A 15,449-nucleotide genomic window follows, 5' to 3' on the forward strand; every position below is an offset into this window, starting at 1 on the left:
TTCAGAAAGGCAAGTTTTCTATAAAAAGGAGGATGGAAATCTATGATTCGCGACAAGGATGGAGACAATCAGTCTTATTTTGATTTTGCTCCCTGGAGCGTAGATTCAAGCTTAAAAGAGAAGGCGTCAGAGGTAGGGGTGGACTATGATGCGCTGATTGAGGGTTTGCGTCTCAATAAATCAGATATGGAGATTGCGCGGGAATTTTCCGTTCCGGAAGGGACTATACGCCATCTCCGTGATCATTTTGAATCGGAAATCGGGTTAAACAATATAATGGGTCATTAAGTTCGAATAATTATCTTCCAAATACCCCTACTATCTGACAAGATAATCTGTTATACTAATTAGAAAACCATTGGGAAAGGGGTTTGTCATGAGTTCCGCACGTATTGTGAAACAGGGTCTGACTTTTGATGATGTGCTTTTGATTCCGGCAAAATCAGAATTATTGCCCAGGGATGTGGATGTAAGTACTTATCTCACGCAAAAAATTAAGCTTAATATTCCCCTGATGAGTGCCGGTATGGATACGGTTACGGATTCCCGTATGGCCATTGCAATAGCCCGTGAAGGTGGTATCGGGGTTATTCATAAAAATATGACCATTGAGCAGCAAGCGTTGGAAGTGGATAAAGTCAAACGCTCTGAGCATGGGGTTATAACTGACCCCATTTTTCTTCATCCAACGGATAAAGTTCAGGATGCACTCAATTTGATGGCCCGCTACCGCATCTCCGGTGTCCCAATCACCGTTGAGGGCAAGCTGGTCGGAATTCTAACCAACCGCGACCTGCGTTTTGAGAAGGATTATTCCCGGGCCATCGGGGAAGTGATGACCAAGGACAATCTGGTGACGGCGCCGGTTGGAACCACTTTAGAGCATGCCAAAGAAATCTTGGCCCATCACCGGATTGAGAAACTTCCGATTGTGGATGCCAACGGTTTTCTTAAAGGATTGATTACCATTAAAGATATTGAAAAAGCCCGGCAATATCCGAATTCAGCCAAAGATGAACGTGGTCGTTTACGGGTTGCGGCGGCCGTCGGTGTCACGGCCGATACTGTGGCCCGCGCGGAAGCCCTTGTTAAAGCCGGGGTGGACGCGATTGTAGTGGATACGGCTCACGGACATTCCATGGGAGTGCTTAAAGCCGTGGAAGAGCTGCGTTGGCGCTTCCGGGATACTGCGCTCATCGCCGGAAATGTGGCCACCGCCCAAGCGACCCGGGACTTAATTGAGGCGGGTGCCGATGCGGTTAAGGTCGGAATCGGGCCGGGGTCCATCTGCACCACCCGGGTTGTGGCAGGGATCGGTGTTCCTCAGATTACCGCCATTTTTGATTGTGCCGAGGAAGCTGATAAGCATGGCATTCCGGTTATTGCCGATGGCGGAATCAAATTCTCCGGCGATATTGTGAAAGCTCTGGCCGCTGGGGCCAAAGTCGTGATGATCGGCAGCCTGTTTGCCGGAACGGAAGAAAGCCCGGGAGATATTGAGATTTATCAAGGCCGCAGCTTTAAGGTTTACCGGGGTATGGGTTCTATTGGAGCCATGAAGGAAGGGAGCAGAGACCGCTACTTCCAAGAACAAGATCAAAAACTGGTTCCGGAAGGAATTGAAGGTAGGGTTCCGTATAAAGGTTCCCTGGCTGAGACGGTCTACCAGATGATTGGCGGACTGCGTGCAGGCATGGGTTATTGCGGTACCCGTAATATTGAAGCCCTGCGCACCGAGACCCAATTCATCCAAATGACCGCAGCCGGTCTCCGTGAAAGCCATCCTCATGATGTGACGATTACAAAAGAATCCCCTAACTACAGCCTTTAATATTTCAACATTAATTTTTATCAGCTACACTTTTAATGAAGAGAGCAAACCCTAAATCAGGTTTTGCTCTCTTCATTTTTTCTTCAAACAGAAGGATAATATGGAAGGAAATACCACAATTCTGGAGAATAATACTATCAAAATCAAGAAGAATAAAGGAGGGTTCTTGCTATGTCGGAGTTGTCACGGCGCGAACGTAAAAAAAAGGAAACGTATGAAAAGTTGTTTGCCACCGCAATGCAGCTATTTCGAACCTATGGGTTTGATGCTACTTCAATTGAGCATATCACCCAGAAGGCGGATGTCGGGAAAGGCACTTTTTACAATTACTTTGCATCCAAAGAAGCGGTTGTTTTGGAATTTACCCGGCAGGCGCACCGCGAATTAATTGACAGGAGGCGCTCGCACCAGGGTTATTCCAGCAGAGAGCGCCTGGAAGAATTTCTAAAAGAGTGGGCTGATTTTATGGTTGCAGACCGGGAACTGGCTTGGGTGGCGGTTCGAAACCGGGAAATGTCGGCTCAGGATATGAATCTCCATTATGGGCTGCAGGCCATTATTTCCCTGGGCCAGAGAAGCGGGGAGATAACTCCGGGCTATGACCCCGGTTTTTTGGCCGAAACCCTTGAAGGAATGATGCTTCAACACTTTATCAGCTGGTATGTGTCCCGGCAAGGGGATTTGCACCAAGAGATGAAGCATGTTCTGGCCGTCTTTATGGATGGGCTGGCTCGCACCCAGGAACAAGCATAAATCAGTTTTATTTCCACCGAGTATGTGATATAGTTTTAACATGTGATTTGATTGCAATATCCGTGGAGGTGGAAATAATGACTGTTTTTCAAGCGCTTATTTTAGGAATTGTCCAAGGTTTGGGGGAATTTTTACCGATTTCAAGCTCAGCCCATCTGGTTTTGATTCCCTGGCTTTTTGGTTGGGCCGACCATGGCTTAACGTTTGATGTTGCCCTGCACGTTGGAACGTTACTTGCTGTGGTTATTTACTTTTGGCATGACTGGCTTAAATTACTTAAAGGTGCAATCACCCCTGGCCCTTCCCGGGAAAAACGCCTTTTTTGGTATTTGATTGCAGCCACCGTTCCCGGGGCGCTGATTGGATTTGCACTCGAAAATTATGCTGAAACGGTCTTCCGTGCTCCTTTGTTAATCGGAACCATGCTGATTCTTATGGGGATCATTCTATACCTCGCTGACCGTAGACCCCAGGCGCGTGAACTTGAAACCATGAGATTTTCGGATGCCATGTGGATCGGGCTGTCTCAGGCTTTGGCGATTATACCGGGAGTCTCCCGCTCCGGAAGCACTATGACTGCGGCCCGGCTTTTATCTTTGAACCGGGAAGATGCGGCCAAATTTTCGTTTTTAATGTCTACCCCGATTGTTTTTGGCGCCGGCGTCTTGAAACTGAGACATTTGACCCTGGATGCGATCAATTTGCCCTTTGTGGTGGGAGTTCTGTCCTCTTTTGCCGTCGGGATTTTAAGTATCTCCTTTTTGCTTCAGTATTTAAGACGAAGCAACTTTAAGATTTTTGTGGGATACCGGTTTCTGCTGGGTCTTGTGGTAATCATATTAGCCTTTTTCCGTGCATAGTTAACTACTAGTTAATTAACAGTTAACAAAATTATTAATCTTGTGGAAGAATCTTAGCCGAAAAAAGAAGGAATACCTGAGTGAGAAAGCGAAATCTCTAAGCAGAGGATGATAAATGGAGGGTTTTTATTTAAGGGGGAGAAGAGAGAAGCCATGGACAATTTTTTCGACGAGACTGTGGAAAAGGTTTACCAATGGGTAGGTCGGTCGCTCAGTAGTTGTCCGGTGCGGGATGGAGTTGTATTTTATCACGGTTCAGACAAGATTTTTAAGTTAGTGGAGAGGAGGTTTGGCTGGCATCTGCAGTTTTGTGTACCGGTACCCGAGAGTCCGGGTTTAAGAATCTTAAGCCCGGAAGAGGCAAAAGTGAAAAAGCTGGGGAAAAGCCGCTGGATTTTCCGGGGGGATTCCGACAGGGATGCCGAAAATCTCATTAAGGCAGCACTCGACTCCTTGCCAACACGTCATGTGATTGAACCGGCGCTCACCAGAGATTTACCGACTCTATGCGAGGCAACTTGTCCTTGTTTTAAGAAAATGGAAAGAATCGTGAATAATAAATCTTTGCCGTCCGAGCTGACGGAGCCATTGCAGGAGGCATACGACCTTCTGCAACAAGGGAAATATGCGGAATTCGTACTTCGGTTGGAAACAGTGATCGAGCAGGTCATTGATTATCTACTGGGTCAGCAGGGAATTGCCCGGGATAACCGCAATCTTCAGGACAAGATTAAAATTCTTACAGATCGAAAAGTGATATCGAAAAACTTAAAAGAAGAAGTCGATGTGATCATTCTGCGGCGGAATTATAAATATGATTATACGGTGGAAGAACGGGCCTATCCGATGGCCTTGATGATGGTTGCTCTAATGAGCCGCCTGCTTAAAGTTTGCGCTTAGGAAACATAGTTTCCTCCTGTGCCTAATAAAGTGGCAGCAGGAGGTTTTTTTATGAAGCGGAAAAGTGCCAGAGAATTGGGCTTATGGTTGGGGGAACTTCCGCCGGGTCTGCATAACGACGTAACGGATGTTCCGGGGGTGGCCGTGGGACACGTCTCTTTAATCCGTGGCTACGGCAAGCTGGTCCCGGGCCAAGGGCCGGTGCGCACCGGGGTTACAGCGATTTTGCCCCATGGCGGAAACCTTTATCGCCAACCCTGCCGGGCTGGAATTGAGGTATTTAACGGGTATGGCAAGTCGGTCGGCGTTCCGTTTATTAAAGAAACTGGTGTGATTAATTCACCGGTTCTCTTAACCAATCCCTTAAGTGTTTCTGATGTGGCAAATGGAACGATTACCTATTTATTGCGCTTAAACCCGGAGATTGGCAATGATGCCCGGACGCCAAATATATTGGTGTTTGAGTGTGATGATTCTTATCTTAATGATATCCGTGGCCGTCATGTGCGCCCATCGGATGCGATTTTAGCTCTGCAAAGAGCGTCGAGTGGCCCGGTTCAGCAGGGAAATGTGGGCGCTGGGGTCGGAATGTCTTGCTTCCAGCTTAAAGGTGGGATTGGAAGCGCATCCCGGGTAGTGGATGCGAAGCGGGGTTATGTCTTGGGTATCTTGGCTTTGGCTAACTTCGGTTTATTAGAAGATCTGCTGATCTCAGGTAGTCCTATAGGCAAAAGCTTACAACTAGAAGCCCGGGGAATCGTTCCGGGATCGCTTATTCTCATCGGTATGACCAATGCCCCTCTCTCAAGCCCGCAGCTGGAAAAGGTTGCGCGCCGTGCCTTTTTGGGAATGGCGCGCACCGGAGGTCTTTCCAGAACGGGAAGCGGGGAATTTTGCCTGATGGTAAGCAACTGTGATTTAAGTAAAAAAGAGAGATTATCGGATTGGGAGTTGGATGTTTATTTCCAGGCCGCAGTGGAAGCCAGTGCGGAGAGCATTTGGAACAGTTTGTTTTTGGCAGAGACGATGGAAGGCCGTGACGGCCATATCCGGCTGGCGTTACCGTATCAGAGTATTCAGGAGTCAGTAGTCAGGAGTCAATAGTCAATAGTCAATAGTCAGTTTGACAGGCCTTTATTGTTGTAAATTGTATATTGACAGTTCCGGTTTAACTAGGATATCCTTACTATGTGAAAATTATTATTTATCCGATGGCTAACCGCCACTAGACTCCCACTTGATAAGTGGGAGATAAGTGGCGCTAAGCCCTTGGATAAGTTCAACTAAACTTCAGATAACAAGTGCGATCATCCTTCACGGATGATCGGGGTTAAAATCCCATCTGAAGTAAGTTTCCTTTATGAGGGGGTGGCCGTCGTGTCACAGCGTAAGCTTAATATTGGGTTCACTCTCTTTATGCTTCTGTTGTTTATCTTAGTCGCTCAGTTAAGTCCTAAATCGGCACTGATCTTGGGGCTTGGGACCGGGTTGGGATTTGTCATGCAAAAGTCGCGCTTTTGCTTTACCTCGGCCGTACGTGATCCGCTGCTGGTCGGTATGACCCACCTTACTCAGGCTTTAATTCTCTTAATTGCCTTGAGTATTGCCGGTTTTACCTTAATCGTCTGGGTCGGGGAAGCAAGGGGTATTTCATATTCCCTGAATGTTTTTCCCCTGGGAGTTCACACCTTGGTTGGAGGAGTGCTGTTCGGAATCGGAATGGTCTTAGCCGGGGGCTGTGCCTCCGGAGTGCTCATGCGTATCGGAGAAGGGTTTGGGATGCAAATGCTGGCCTTGGGCGGCCTCTTAATCGGTGCCTTGCTAGGCAAGTTAACGGTTGCCCACTGGCGTTTTGTTTTTGGAGAGTGGCCGGGGATTTTTCTGCCGGATAAATTAGGATGGTTCGGGACGTTAATCCTTGAGTTCGGAGCGTTATTCGGCTTGTGGATGTTGGCCCGTTGGTGGCAAAGGAAACAAGTTGGAGAGTAGGTGGCATAAGGATGGCTCGATTTCAACTGGATATTTGGGGTGAAATGTGCCCGATACCCTTGCTCAAAGCCCAAAAGAAATTGAAGGGTATGAATATCGGAGATATTCTGGTTCTGGAGACAGAGCATAGTTGTACATCCCGTGCGATCGTAGTCTGGGCCAAAGATCGTGCTTATGAAATTACTGAACAGGAAGTGGCTAACGGAATCTGGCACCTTGAACTCACGAAAACACATGATTAATAAAGGTGTGGGTGAAATGGCAAAAATTTCGAGCGTTTTTTGGCGCGGACCGTGGCCATATTGGGTCGGAGCCATTGTACTGGCCGTCCTGAATATTTTAGTGCTGATTGTCAGACAACAGCCCTGGGGGGTTAGTTCTAATCTGGAAGCCTGGTCCGAATGGATGGGAGGAAAAATCGGCTTAATCAGCACTCGTAATATCAGTGGTTTAATGCTTCTTCAATCCAGTGGCACCTATCTCAACCTGGGTGTGATTTTGGGTGCTTTCTGGTCGACTCTGGCTGCTTCTCAAGCCCGTTTCCGGCCAATCAGGCACCGTAAATTCGTCGTCTCAGCCCTTGCCGGCGGAGTGCTGATGGGCTATGGGGCACGTATTGCCTATGGCTGTAATATTGGAGGACTATTAAACGGAATTGCCTCGAGCTCTTTAACCGGTTGGATTTTCGCAGCGGCCGTTATTATCGGGGCCTGGATCGGGTCGAAACTGCTGGTGAAGTATTTGCTCTAGTTTCAAAGTGGTCAGGAGTCAGGAGCCGCTCATTCTTCGGAAGGCATTCTGAAGAATGACTCCTGAATTCTGACTAATCTCCTTATACTTACGAAGTTCTAGAGCTATTAGTAAGTATAATAGGTCTCGGCTTGTCCGAGTGAGAAATTTTCAAGTTAGTCTAACTATAATGTTTATTGAGGAAGATTAAATATTTAGCAGAGGAAGCGTTCATCCGGATCGGCGAGAAAGTTGATGAAACGCTTGGTGGCAGTGGAAAGCGGTTTATTCACAGGGTAAATGATATTAAAGGTCAGGGGCATGGGCAGCTCTTCGATGGTTAAGACTTTAAGGGTTCCCAGGTAGGCTTCTTTGCGTACGGCCAGGCGCGGGACAACCGCTCCGCCTAAGCCGGCTTCGACCGCGGATTTAATGGCATCAATCGTGGTCATCTCTGTGATCACGCGAAGATCGTTCACAGAGTTGCCGTGTCGCTCTAAGGCGGCAGAGAGAATCTTGCGCGTGCCTGAACCGTCTTCCCGCAGGATTAGCGGATGTTTGATAAACTCCGCAATGGACATCGTATCTCCGGAGTGGGGGTGATTGGGCGGGAGAATTAAGACCAGTTCATCCGTGGTCACCGGAATGGCATTGATATCCTGGGGCTCAATATCTCCTTCGATCACTCCGATGTCGACTTCACCGGCCATCAACCGCCGTAAAACCTCTTCCGAATTGGCGATATCAAGCCGGATATTCACTTCTGCGTATTCTTCTTTAAATAAATAGATTGAACAGGGAAGGGAGACGTTGCCAATTGTCGTACTGGCGCCGACGATTATCTGATTGCTTTCCCGCTGCAGCACTTTTTCCAATTCCTGTTCCATCAAATCTTGCAGTTCTAGGATTTTTTGCGCATAGTTATAAAAAACCTCACCGGCATTCGTCAGGGTAACACCGTGGGGTGTGCGTTCAAACAGTTGTCCCTGGTAATATTCTTCCAGGTTCTTGATGTGGGTACTAACCGCCGGTTGACTCATATGGAGCATCTTAGCGGCTTTGGAAAAGCTTTGGAGCTTTGTGACCATGCAAAAAATTTTGAGTTGATAACTGTCCAAAAAAGTTCACCTCTCTTCTTTCATTGTAAAGCCCACGGGCTTAAAATTCAAACATTATTAGAACATTATAAGTACTTCTTTTCACTACTGTGGATTTATTTGACAGCAATGGATATAACTTTTATAATTTGTGCTTATGCTCACATAAACATCTGCAATATAGAGTAAGCAGGGGAAAAAGCCAGATTGTCGAATTAAGTGAATGAGATAATATTCTCAATAATTTAGTTTCTATATCTTTAAGTTAAGTACTCCGCGTGAAATAGGAGGGATTTGTATGAAACGGAGACAGTTCTTAAAGGGAGTGCTTTACGGGACCGGGGGAACGATGGTTGCTCTGGGAGGGTTTGGCACATTCACAAAGCTTGCTCCTCAAGCTGTTGCAGCAGCTAAGGAAGAAGCGAAAACGGTGTTTTCCACCTGTGAAATGTGTACCAGTCGTTGTACGGTTGCCGTGAAAGTGAAAAATGACAAAGTAGTCAAGGTCGAAGGCAATCCTCACGATGGAGCCACAGCAGGCACCATTTGTGCCCGCGGTAATGCGGGCCCGTCCCTGCTCTATGATCCGCAGCGGATCAAAAAACCCATGATTCGCACCGGGGATAGGGGGAGCGGTAAGTTTAAAGAAGTCAGCTGGGATGAAGCCTATGCGCACATTGCTGACAAGGTCAAAACGATTCAAAAAGATTATGGTGCGGAGACTATTGCCTTTGCCAGCCGGGTTAATCCTCAGGACCAGTTTTTCCGCCTGATTGCCCGGGCGATCGGAAGCCCGAATACCTTTTCTCATGAAGCAACCTGCCCGATGAGCCGGACAACCGCCTTAGAGGGAACCTTTGGCAATCCGTATATCGGAGCGGATTATGGCAATGCCAAGTATATCATTACGATGGGTCGGAACTTCTTTGAAGGGATCCATGTGCCCATGGTTAAAGGGGTTATGAAGGCGGTTGCCAATGGGGCAAAGTTAGTGGTCTTAGATCCGCGCTTTAGTGTCACTGCGGCCAAGGGAGAATGGATTCCGATTAAGGGTGCTACTGATCTGGCCTTTGTGATGGCCCTGGCCAATGTCATGATTAAAGAAAACCTCTATGATAAAGAATTTCTGGATCAATATACCGAAGGATTTGATCAATGGGTTGAGGCTGTTAAAGATACGACTCCGGAGTGGGCCGAGAAGGAAACCGGCATTCCGAAGGATAAGATTGTCGAAATCGCTCGCGGCTTTGCGGCTGCCAGACCCAATGCCTTAATTGAATACGGCTGGCGCACCCCTTGGACGCCCAATGATTATCAGCTGCGCCGCGCAATTATGATCGTTAATATGATGATTGGGAACTGGGAAGTTCCCGGAGGATATTATCAGAAGAAAGGTGCCGGGGTCCTGGCCGCTTTCCCGGACCAGTCCGGATATGCTAAACCGACCGGAGGCGGGTTCGGTCCTCAGCCTGCTGCTCCTAAGCCTGCTAAAGGACGGATTGACGGCGCCGGCGTCAAAGGAACTCCGGGTCAGCTTATTCCGCCGGTGGATGGAGCGGTCGGGCAGATCACAGAGAGTATTCTAACAGGCAAACCTTATCCGGTCAAAGGCTGGTTTGTTCACCGTTTTAACCCGGTGATCAGCATGCCGGAAAGTGATCGATTAATCGAAGCATTAAAGAAACTCGATCTCTTGGTGGTATGTGACGTGTATATGACTGATGCCGCCTATTTCGCGGATGTGGTTCTCCCTGAGTGCACCTATCTCGAACGTTATGAACCAATCATTGACCAGTCCGGACTCGTACCCAAACTGCAGTTGCGCCAGCCTGCGGTGCCTTTGGTCTATGCTGATACTAAGCCGGGGTGGCAGATTTATAAAGAACTGGGCGAAAAAATAGGGATTGGAGATTTCTTTAGTTTCAAAGATATGGAAGAATTCCTCACTAGACAACTGCAGCCAGCCGGGCTAACGCTGGATCAATTGAAAGAAAAAGGCTTCTGGAGTCCGGCCGGTATGAAACCATTTTTTATGCGCGGAAATGATCCTAAAGCTCCGGCTCCCCCGACCAACGCTCCTAATGGCAAGATTGCAATCTTCTCCCATGAGATTGAGGAAGCGGTCAAAGGCGAAGGAATTCCCAAGTATAAGCAGTATCCGCAGCCGGAAGAAGGGAAATTCCGCTTCGTGCAAGGAAAAGTCGCGGTTCACACCAACGCTGGCACGCATAATGTGCCGGTTCTTAATGAACTGATGCCGCAAAACTCATTATGGATCAACACCCAGAGCGCTGCTAAACTCGGAGTGAAAGACGGGGATGATATTATCATCTCCTCCGGACAGTACGAGCATAAGGGCAAGGCGAAAGTCACCGAGGGGATTCGACCGGACACCGTATTTGCCTATCATGGCTTCGGCCGGATTTCTCCTGAGTTGAAACGCGCTTATAACAAGGGAATCAATGACAATAAGCTCATCAAAAATGAGATCGGTGAGTCCGGCAATGTGGTCACGTCCACTACTTTTGTGACAGTGCGCAAAGCATAACAACCTATCGACAGACTTTGAAAGGAGGCAGGAACATGGAACAGAATGCCAAAGCAGAATTATACTTGGCCTTTGCAGCGATCTTTCAGCGTCCGCGTCCGGAAATTTCGGATCACCTCGAAGAATTGATCGAACTGTGGGCCGAGGAAATCCCTGCCTCAAGGACCCAGGTGCAAGTTTTGGAGGATTTCTGCCGCAAGCATCCAGCCGGGGAAAAAAGGCTCAATACCTTATGGGAACATTATATTCCTTTGTTTGAGACCGGCAAGGTTGAGGCTTCTCCTTACGCATCCGTCCACCTGAACCGTGAAAAGCAGGTCTTAGGGACAGAAAGCATGGCCGTTAAGTCATTTTATGAAAAGGCCGGCTATGCCATCGAAAGTAACGGAGAATTGCCGGACCACTTAGCCGTGGAATTGGAGTTTGCGGCTTTGCTGGCCCGCGATGGACAAGAGGAATACTTGGCAGAGTTTAAGAAAGTGCATTTGCTTCCTTTTTTAAGCGTGATCTTGCCGCTGATCCGAAATTCTGGCCGTCCCGTGTATGCAGCGGCGGCAGCGATTCTTCAAGACTGGCAAATTCATTCTGAAGAGAGAGGGTGACTTCCTTGGCAAAACAATATGTCATGGTCATACAAGCAAGCAAGTGTATCGGCTGCCAAGCCTGTACAGTTGCCTGCAAGTTCCAAAATGAAGTGCCGGAAGGACAGTACCGGACAAAATCTCCGGCGGTGGGACCTACGGGAACCTACCCGAATGTCAAACTTTATTTTGAAAAAGAAGCTTGCCAAATGTGTAAAAATGCTCCTTGCGTGGCCGTGTGCCCGACTAAGGCCTCTTATCACAATGAGGATGGCGTGGTCTTGGTCGACAGTAACAAATGTGTCGGCTGTAAATACTGTATGACGGCTTGCCCCTATGACGCGCGTTTTATCAATGAAGAAACCGGGGCAGCGGATAAATGCAGTTTCTGCTACGAGCACAGAGTCTCCCAAGGGGAGAAGCCGGCTTGTGTTTCCACCTGTGTCGGCGGTGCCCTTTCCTTCGGCGATTTGAACGATCCCAACAGCGATGTTAAAAAACTTCTGGACAAATACAAAGCCGAGGTGCGGAAGCCGGAGTTTGGCACTCACCCGAATGTCTATTACATTTATGAAGGGGTGAAGTAAAAATGGATATTACTTGGGGTGCGTTAGCTTCTCATGAAATCGCTTGGGGAGGAATTATTGCCTTTTATCTCTTCCTGGCCGGAGTGGCCGGGGGTGCTTTTCTTACCGCTGCGCTCACCGACCTATTCAGCAAAAACCGTCAGCTCAAAGTGATCCGGGCCGGAGCTTATATTGCCCCGGTGGCGATTATTATCGGTCTGGCCATGCTGGTCGTAGACCTTGGTAAACCGTTTAGCTTCTGGAAGCTCCTCCTTTACGTAAACTTCCACTCCGTCATGTCTATCGGGGTCTTCATCATCTCCATCTTTACAGCTTTTGCAGTCGTGTATGCGTATTTGGTATGGATGGCCGCTGCTGCTGAAAAGAGAATTAAAATTACCTTGGCCGGACAAGAAATGGCGGCGGCCAAAGCCACTGGAATGCAGGTCTTGCGCAAACCGGTAGCACTCCTCGGCAGCTTGTCTGCTCTCGGGACGGCGACCTATACCGGATTCTTACTGTCCGCTGTAACGACCAACGGACTCTGGCATGTTAATTTCCTCGGCATTGAGGGAATACCCTTTCTGCCGATTTTGTTCCTAGTATCGGCTATTTCTGCGGGATTAGCGGCTACCCTGATCGGAGCAGTGGATTGCAGTGATTTAACGGCCTATAAGAAAGCGGATATTGTACTCTTAGCCATTGAAATTATCCTCTTAGCCATTCTCTATACTTCTGTCAAAGCCGCTTTCTTCAGCGGAGGAATGGCTACCCTGTTCTGGCTGGGTGTGGTTGTGGTTGGACTCTTGCTTCCATTGGTCCTCGCCATCTATGGTGTCTCAACCCATAAAAACCTGGTGCTTCCGGTCTGCGGTATGGTTGTCATTGGCGGGTTGTGTCTGAGATACTTTGTGGTGTATTCCGGACAACTCTTTAAGTAAAGGAAACTACCCACTGAGTTTTTTAAGACAAAAAGGTTAGAAAAAAGAAGCTGCTTCTCAGGGAGACAGCTTCTTTTTTTGCCCGTAAGGCATTTTAGAAGTCAAAGGCATTTTATCGCCCCTTGGCGCGTAAACATGTTATGTAGAAACGCTAAGGGAGGATGACTGTGGCTACCGATTGGAACAAGGTATGGGATAATCATGCAGAGGTATTCGTCGCCCATAACTGGCAGGAATGTCCGGAAGAAAAGCGCAAAGCCTGGCGTTTACCAAGCCAGTTTTCCTTTTATATGGGCGGAGAAACCGCATTAAGGGTTGGTATTATTGCCAGCAACTCCATTCCTCGGGAAGAGGATTTTTTGCTCTCCGGAATTTGTTATGGCCAGCGCCTAAGCAATGGGGCCAAGACCATTGTTTATTTCGTAGCCCCGGATTTTTCCCCTCCCTTTTTACACGTTCTCTCGAAGATTTCCGGAAATATCAGTGTGCGGGCCGTATACTGGCGCGAACGTTTGCGCCCAAGCCTCTACCTTATTCCGGAAGGGAATATGCACGCCTCCGTCATCCGTGAGCAGCTGGGGGAAGAACGCCCGGATTGGAATAAATGGGCGCGGACCCTCAATCCGGTCGCGCGCCAGCAACTGGCCGTGGTTAAAGACTATTTTACAAGCCTGGGTTCAAGACGTATCCGGGCCGATATCCGGTCTCAACATATCTCTTTAGTCTGGGGAAACACGGAAATCGCTGAAGTACGGCGCAAAGGGAAAAAGTTTGAACTCAATACTAAAACCCGTTGGGAGCGCAGCCAGGAATTGGCTAACTCCTGGCAGAAGGCAGGCTGGGTCAATGTGGACGACAGCATTGATCCGGAGTTTTGCCATGCCATTGAGGAGATGCTCGCTTACTTGGAAAGGATGGAACGTGAGGGGGGGCTGCGCCAGCGTGACCGGCTGGTTTTAATCCTTCGGTCCGGAACCGGGGTGATACAGACCCAGTGGGGCAGCCCCTGGACGTGGCCCTGGATGGCCCGCGACCGGGGGGAGAGCTGGATCAGTGATCTTGGACAATGGTATTATTTTGAACAGGAGGACCGGTTGAATGTAATCTGTCCGATTTGGGAGCGCCCTCTGGCTGAAGCCGGTAAAAGCATCTTACTGACCAGTGTTCTTGAAAGAAGCCGCCTCCTTTGGACTGCAAAAGGGGCCAAAGGACAAAAACTTAATTGGGATGGAAGGGTGCATTGGCTGACTCTCCCCTCCCTGGTAGAAGAGCTTAAGCGCTGGCACTGTTGGCTGAAACAGCCCATGCAGTTTCCGATCTGGAGCGCCCGGGAAGATTGGGAGAACACCGGTTTCGAAGAAGTTGCGATCGCGAACGGGGAGGACGGAAATCAGGCAGTCGATTTATCTATGATTTTCTAAAGGATGGGTAAAGTCAGGGTGACCAGGGTACCCTGACCGCTTGGCGGTCGGCTTAGGGTAAGCTCTCCGTGATGAGCCAGGACAATCTGCTGGGCGATGGTGAGGCCAAGACCTGTTTTCCCCTTGCGCGTAGTAAAGAAAGGGTCAAACACTCTTTTAAGGATATCTTCCGCAATACCGCTTCCGGAATCTTCAACTCCCAGTTTGATTTTGTCCATATTGGAAGTAAGGCTAATCTTAATGCTCTGACCCGGCTGTGAGGATTCAATGGCATTCTGGATGATGGACAGGATGGTATGCGTCAGTTGTTTTTCATCTCCCATGACCTCAGGGGTATGGGACGGCAGATCGAGGATAAGTGAGACTTCTTGCATCAAACAGGTGGGCTTGAGAATTTGGACTGCGGAATAAACCAGATCGTCAGGATTAAGCGGTTTGAGCTGGGGAGCCGACGGATTAGTTAGTAAAACAAACTGAGTCAGCAGCCGGTCAGTGGTTTCGATTTCATCCAAAATAAGCTGGTGATAAGAACGCAGGGATACAGGCCATTGGTCGGGCCCGGCCAGTTGGACGAAACCTTTGATGGTCGTGAGGGGATTGCGTAGCTCGTGGGCCAATCCTCCGGCCAGTTGGGCGATTACGGAAAACTTGGCCGCTTGTAAATAGGATTCAAATTGTTTTTTCTCCTCGGAAACATCGCAGAGTACGAGCAAGGTTCCTGATGGAACATCATGATCAAGGAGAGGGTGCTTAACATATTGGATGAAGCGCTCCCCTCCTTGGCTCAGTTTAAGCACAAATTCTCCATTAGCAGACTCTAGGTCACTGGGGTAATCTTTTATGATATACTGAATCGGTACACCGCTTAAGGCTAAATGACTGGATGCCAGCAGCTCGGTTGCTTTTGGACTGGCTTCAATGATGTTGCCGTTGCGGTTAACGATAATAATCGCTTCTCTCGAGTAATCCACAGTTTGGTGAAGGTTTTGCTGCAAGAGGATGCGCAAAGTACGAATGTGTTTTTGGTGTACTATACGTTCATCTGAAACCAGCCTCAGAAACATGAAAATGCCGGTAATTGCCAGGGCGATATTAAAGGTGGTCAGAATCCGGATGAGGATTATTGAAGGGTAGATAAAGCTGCAAAAGAGAGTAAGTACCAGGGACAAGAAAAATAGACCGGCCAATAATTTTTGGAAGCGTGATTGCTTATGCCAAACGGAAAACACTAAA

General features: G+C 48.4%; 16 protein-coding genes. 14 read left to right on the forward strand and 2 right to left on the reverse strand.

From position 1 onward, the window contains the following. Positions 1–42 precede the first annotated feature (42 nt). The 9 genes from J0X21_RS09060 to J0X21_RS09100 all read left to right on the forward strand — a co-directional run bounded on the left by J0X21_RS09060 (position 43) and on the right by J0X21_RS09100 (position 7,083). Complete coding sequence (locus tag J0X21_RS09060; protein WP_206811877.1) at positions 43–288, forward strand: helix-turn-helix domain-containing protein; 246 nt, start codon at positions 43–45, stop codon at positions 286–288. Between the two features lie 88 nt (positions 289–376). Beyond that, positions 377–1,831: an IMP dehydrogenase gene (gene guaB, locus J0X21_RS09065; RefSeq protein WP_206811878.1), complete on the forward strand. Its 1,455-nt coding sequence runs from the start codon at positions 377–379 to the stop codon at positions 1,829–1,831. 171 nt (positions 1,832–2,002) lie between these two features. Then, positions 2,003–2,584: a TetR/AcrR family transcriptional regulator gene (locus J0X21_RS09070; RefSeq protein ID WP_206811879.1), complete on the forward strand. Its 582-nt coding sequence runs from the start codon at positions 2,003–2,005 to the stop codon at positions 2,582–2,584. A gap of 77 nt (positions 2,585–2,661) precedes the next feature. Further along, positions 2,662–3,444 carry an undecaprenyl-diphosphatase UppP gene (gene uppP, locus J0X21_RS09075; protein ID WP_206811880.1) on the forward strand — a complete coding sequence of 261 codons (783 nt, stop codon included), beginning with the start codon at positions 2,662–2,664 and terminating at the stop codon, positions 3,442–3,444. Positions 3,445–3,597: 153 nt separating this feature from the next. After that, positions 3,598–4,344, forward strand: a complete 747-nt coding sequence (locus J0X21_RS09080; RefSeq protein WP_206811881.1) for a hypothetical protein — start codon at positions 3,598–3,600, stop codon at positions 4,342–4,344. 51 nt (positions 4,345–4,395) lie between these two features. Beyond that, the gene (locus J0X21_RS09085; RefSeq protein WP_206811882.1) at positions 4,396–5,448 is read left to right on the forward strand and encodes a DmpA family aminopeptidase; all 1,053 of its coding nucleotides are present in this window, start codon (positions 4,396–4,398) and stop codon (positions 5,446–5,448) included. Between the two features lie 273 nt (positions 5,449–5,721). Beyond that, on the forward strand, positions 5,722–6,333 hold the full coding sequence (locus J0X21_RS09090; RefSeq protein ID WP_328812618.1) for a YeeE/YedE thiosulfate transporter family protein: 612 nt from the start codon (positions 5,722–5,724) through the stop codon (positions 6,331–6,333). A gap of 11 nt (positions 6,334–6,344) precedes the next feature. Continuing rightward, positions 6,345–6,575, forward strand: a complete 231-nt coding sequence (locus tag J0X21_RS09095) for a sulfurtransferase TusA family protein (RefSeq protein WP_206811884.1) — start codon at positions 6,345–6,347, stop codon at positions 6,573–6,575. A gap of 16 nt (positions 6,576–6,591) precedes the next feature. Continuing rightward, positions 6,592–7,083 carry a YeeE/YedE thiosulfate transporter family protein gene (locus tag J0X21_RS09100; protein WP_206811885.1) on the forward strand — a complete coding sequence of 164 codons (492 nt, stop codon included), beginning with the start codon at positions 6,592–6,594 and terminating at the stop codon, positions 7,081–7,083. 194 nt (positions 7,084–7,277) lie between these two features. Here the strand turns inward: J0X21_RS09100 and J0X21_RS09105 are convergent, their stop codons facing one another. Continuing rightward, positions 7,278–8,180, reverse strand: coding sequence for a selenium metabolism-associated LysR family transcriptional regulator (locus J0X21_RS09105; protein WP_206811886.1), 903 nt, complete (start codon positions 8,178–8,180; stop codon positions 7,278–7,280). A 277-nt stretch (positions 8,181–8,457) separates the two neighbouring features. On the opposite strand from J0X21_RS09105, the gene J0X21_RS09110 reads away from it, so the two are divergent. The 5 genes from J0X21_RS09110 (at position 8,458) to J0X21_RS09130 (ending at position 14,216) form a co-directional block, all read left to right on the forward strand. After that, on the forward strand, positions 8,458–10,707 hold the full coding sequence (locus J0X21_RS09110) for a molybdopterin-dependent oxidoreductase (protein ID WP_206811887.1): 2,250 nt from the start codon (positions 8,458–8,460) through the stop codon (positions 10,705–10,707). A 35-nt stretch (positions 10,708–10,742) separates the two neighbouring features. Then, positions 10,743–11,309, forward strand: coding sequence for a TorD/DmsD family molecular chaperone (locus J0X21_RS09115; RefSeq protein ID WP_206811888.1), 567 nt, complete (start codon positions 10,743–10,745; stop codon positions 11,307–11,309). A gap of 5 nt (positions 11,310–11,314) precedes the next feature. After that, the gene (locus J0X21_RS09120; protein WP_236006169.1) at positions 11,315–11,875 is read left to right on the forward strand and encodes a 4Fe-4S dicluster domain-containing protein; all 561 of its coding nucleotides are present in this window, start codon (positions 11,315–11,317) and stop codon (positions 11,873–11,875) included. A gap of 2 nt (positions 11,876–11,877) precedes the next feature. Further along, on the forward strand, positions 11,878–12,795 hold the full coding sequence (gene nrfD / locus J0X21_RS09125; RefSeq protein ID WP_206811889.1) for an NrfD/PsrC family molybdoenzyme membrane anchor subunit: 918 nt from the start codon (positions 11,878–11,880) through the stop codon (positions 12,793–12,795). A 167-nt stretch (positions 12,796–12,962) separates the two neighbouring features. Beyond that, positions 12,963–14,216 carry a hypothetical protein gene (locus J0X21_RS09130; protein WP_206811890.1) on the forward strand — a complete coding sequence of 418 codons (1,254 nt, stop codon included), beginning with the start codon at positions 12,963–12,965 and terminating at the stop codon, positions 14,214–14,216. Here the strand turns inward: J0X21_RS09130 and J0X21_RS09135 are convergent. Beyond that, on the reverse strand, positions 14,213–15,445 hold the full coding sequence (locus tag J0X21_RS09135; protein WP_206811891.1) for a two-component system sensor histidine kinase NtrB: 1,233 nt from the start codon (positions 15,443–15,445) through the stop codon (positions 14,213–14,215). The genes J0X21_RS09130 and J0X21_RS09135 overlap by 4 nt on opposite strands. Between the last annotated feature and the right edge of the window lie 4 nt (positions 15,446–15,449).

It is taken from the genome of Paradesulfitobacterium ferrireducens (assembly GCF_017310645.1).
Lineage (GTDB): Bacteria > Bacillota > Desulfitobacteriia > Desulfitobacteriales > Desulfitobacteriaceae > Paradesulfitobacterium > Paradesulfitobacterium ferrireducens.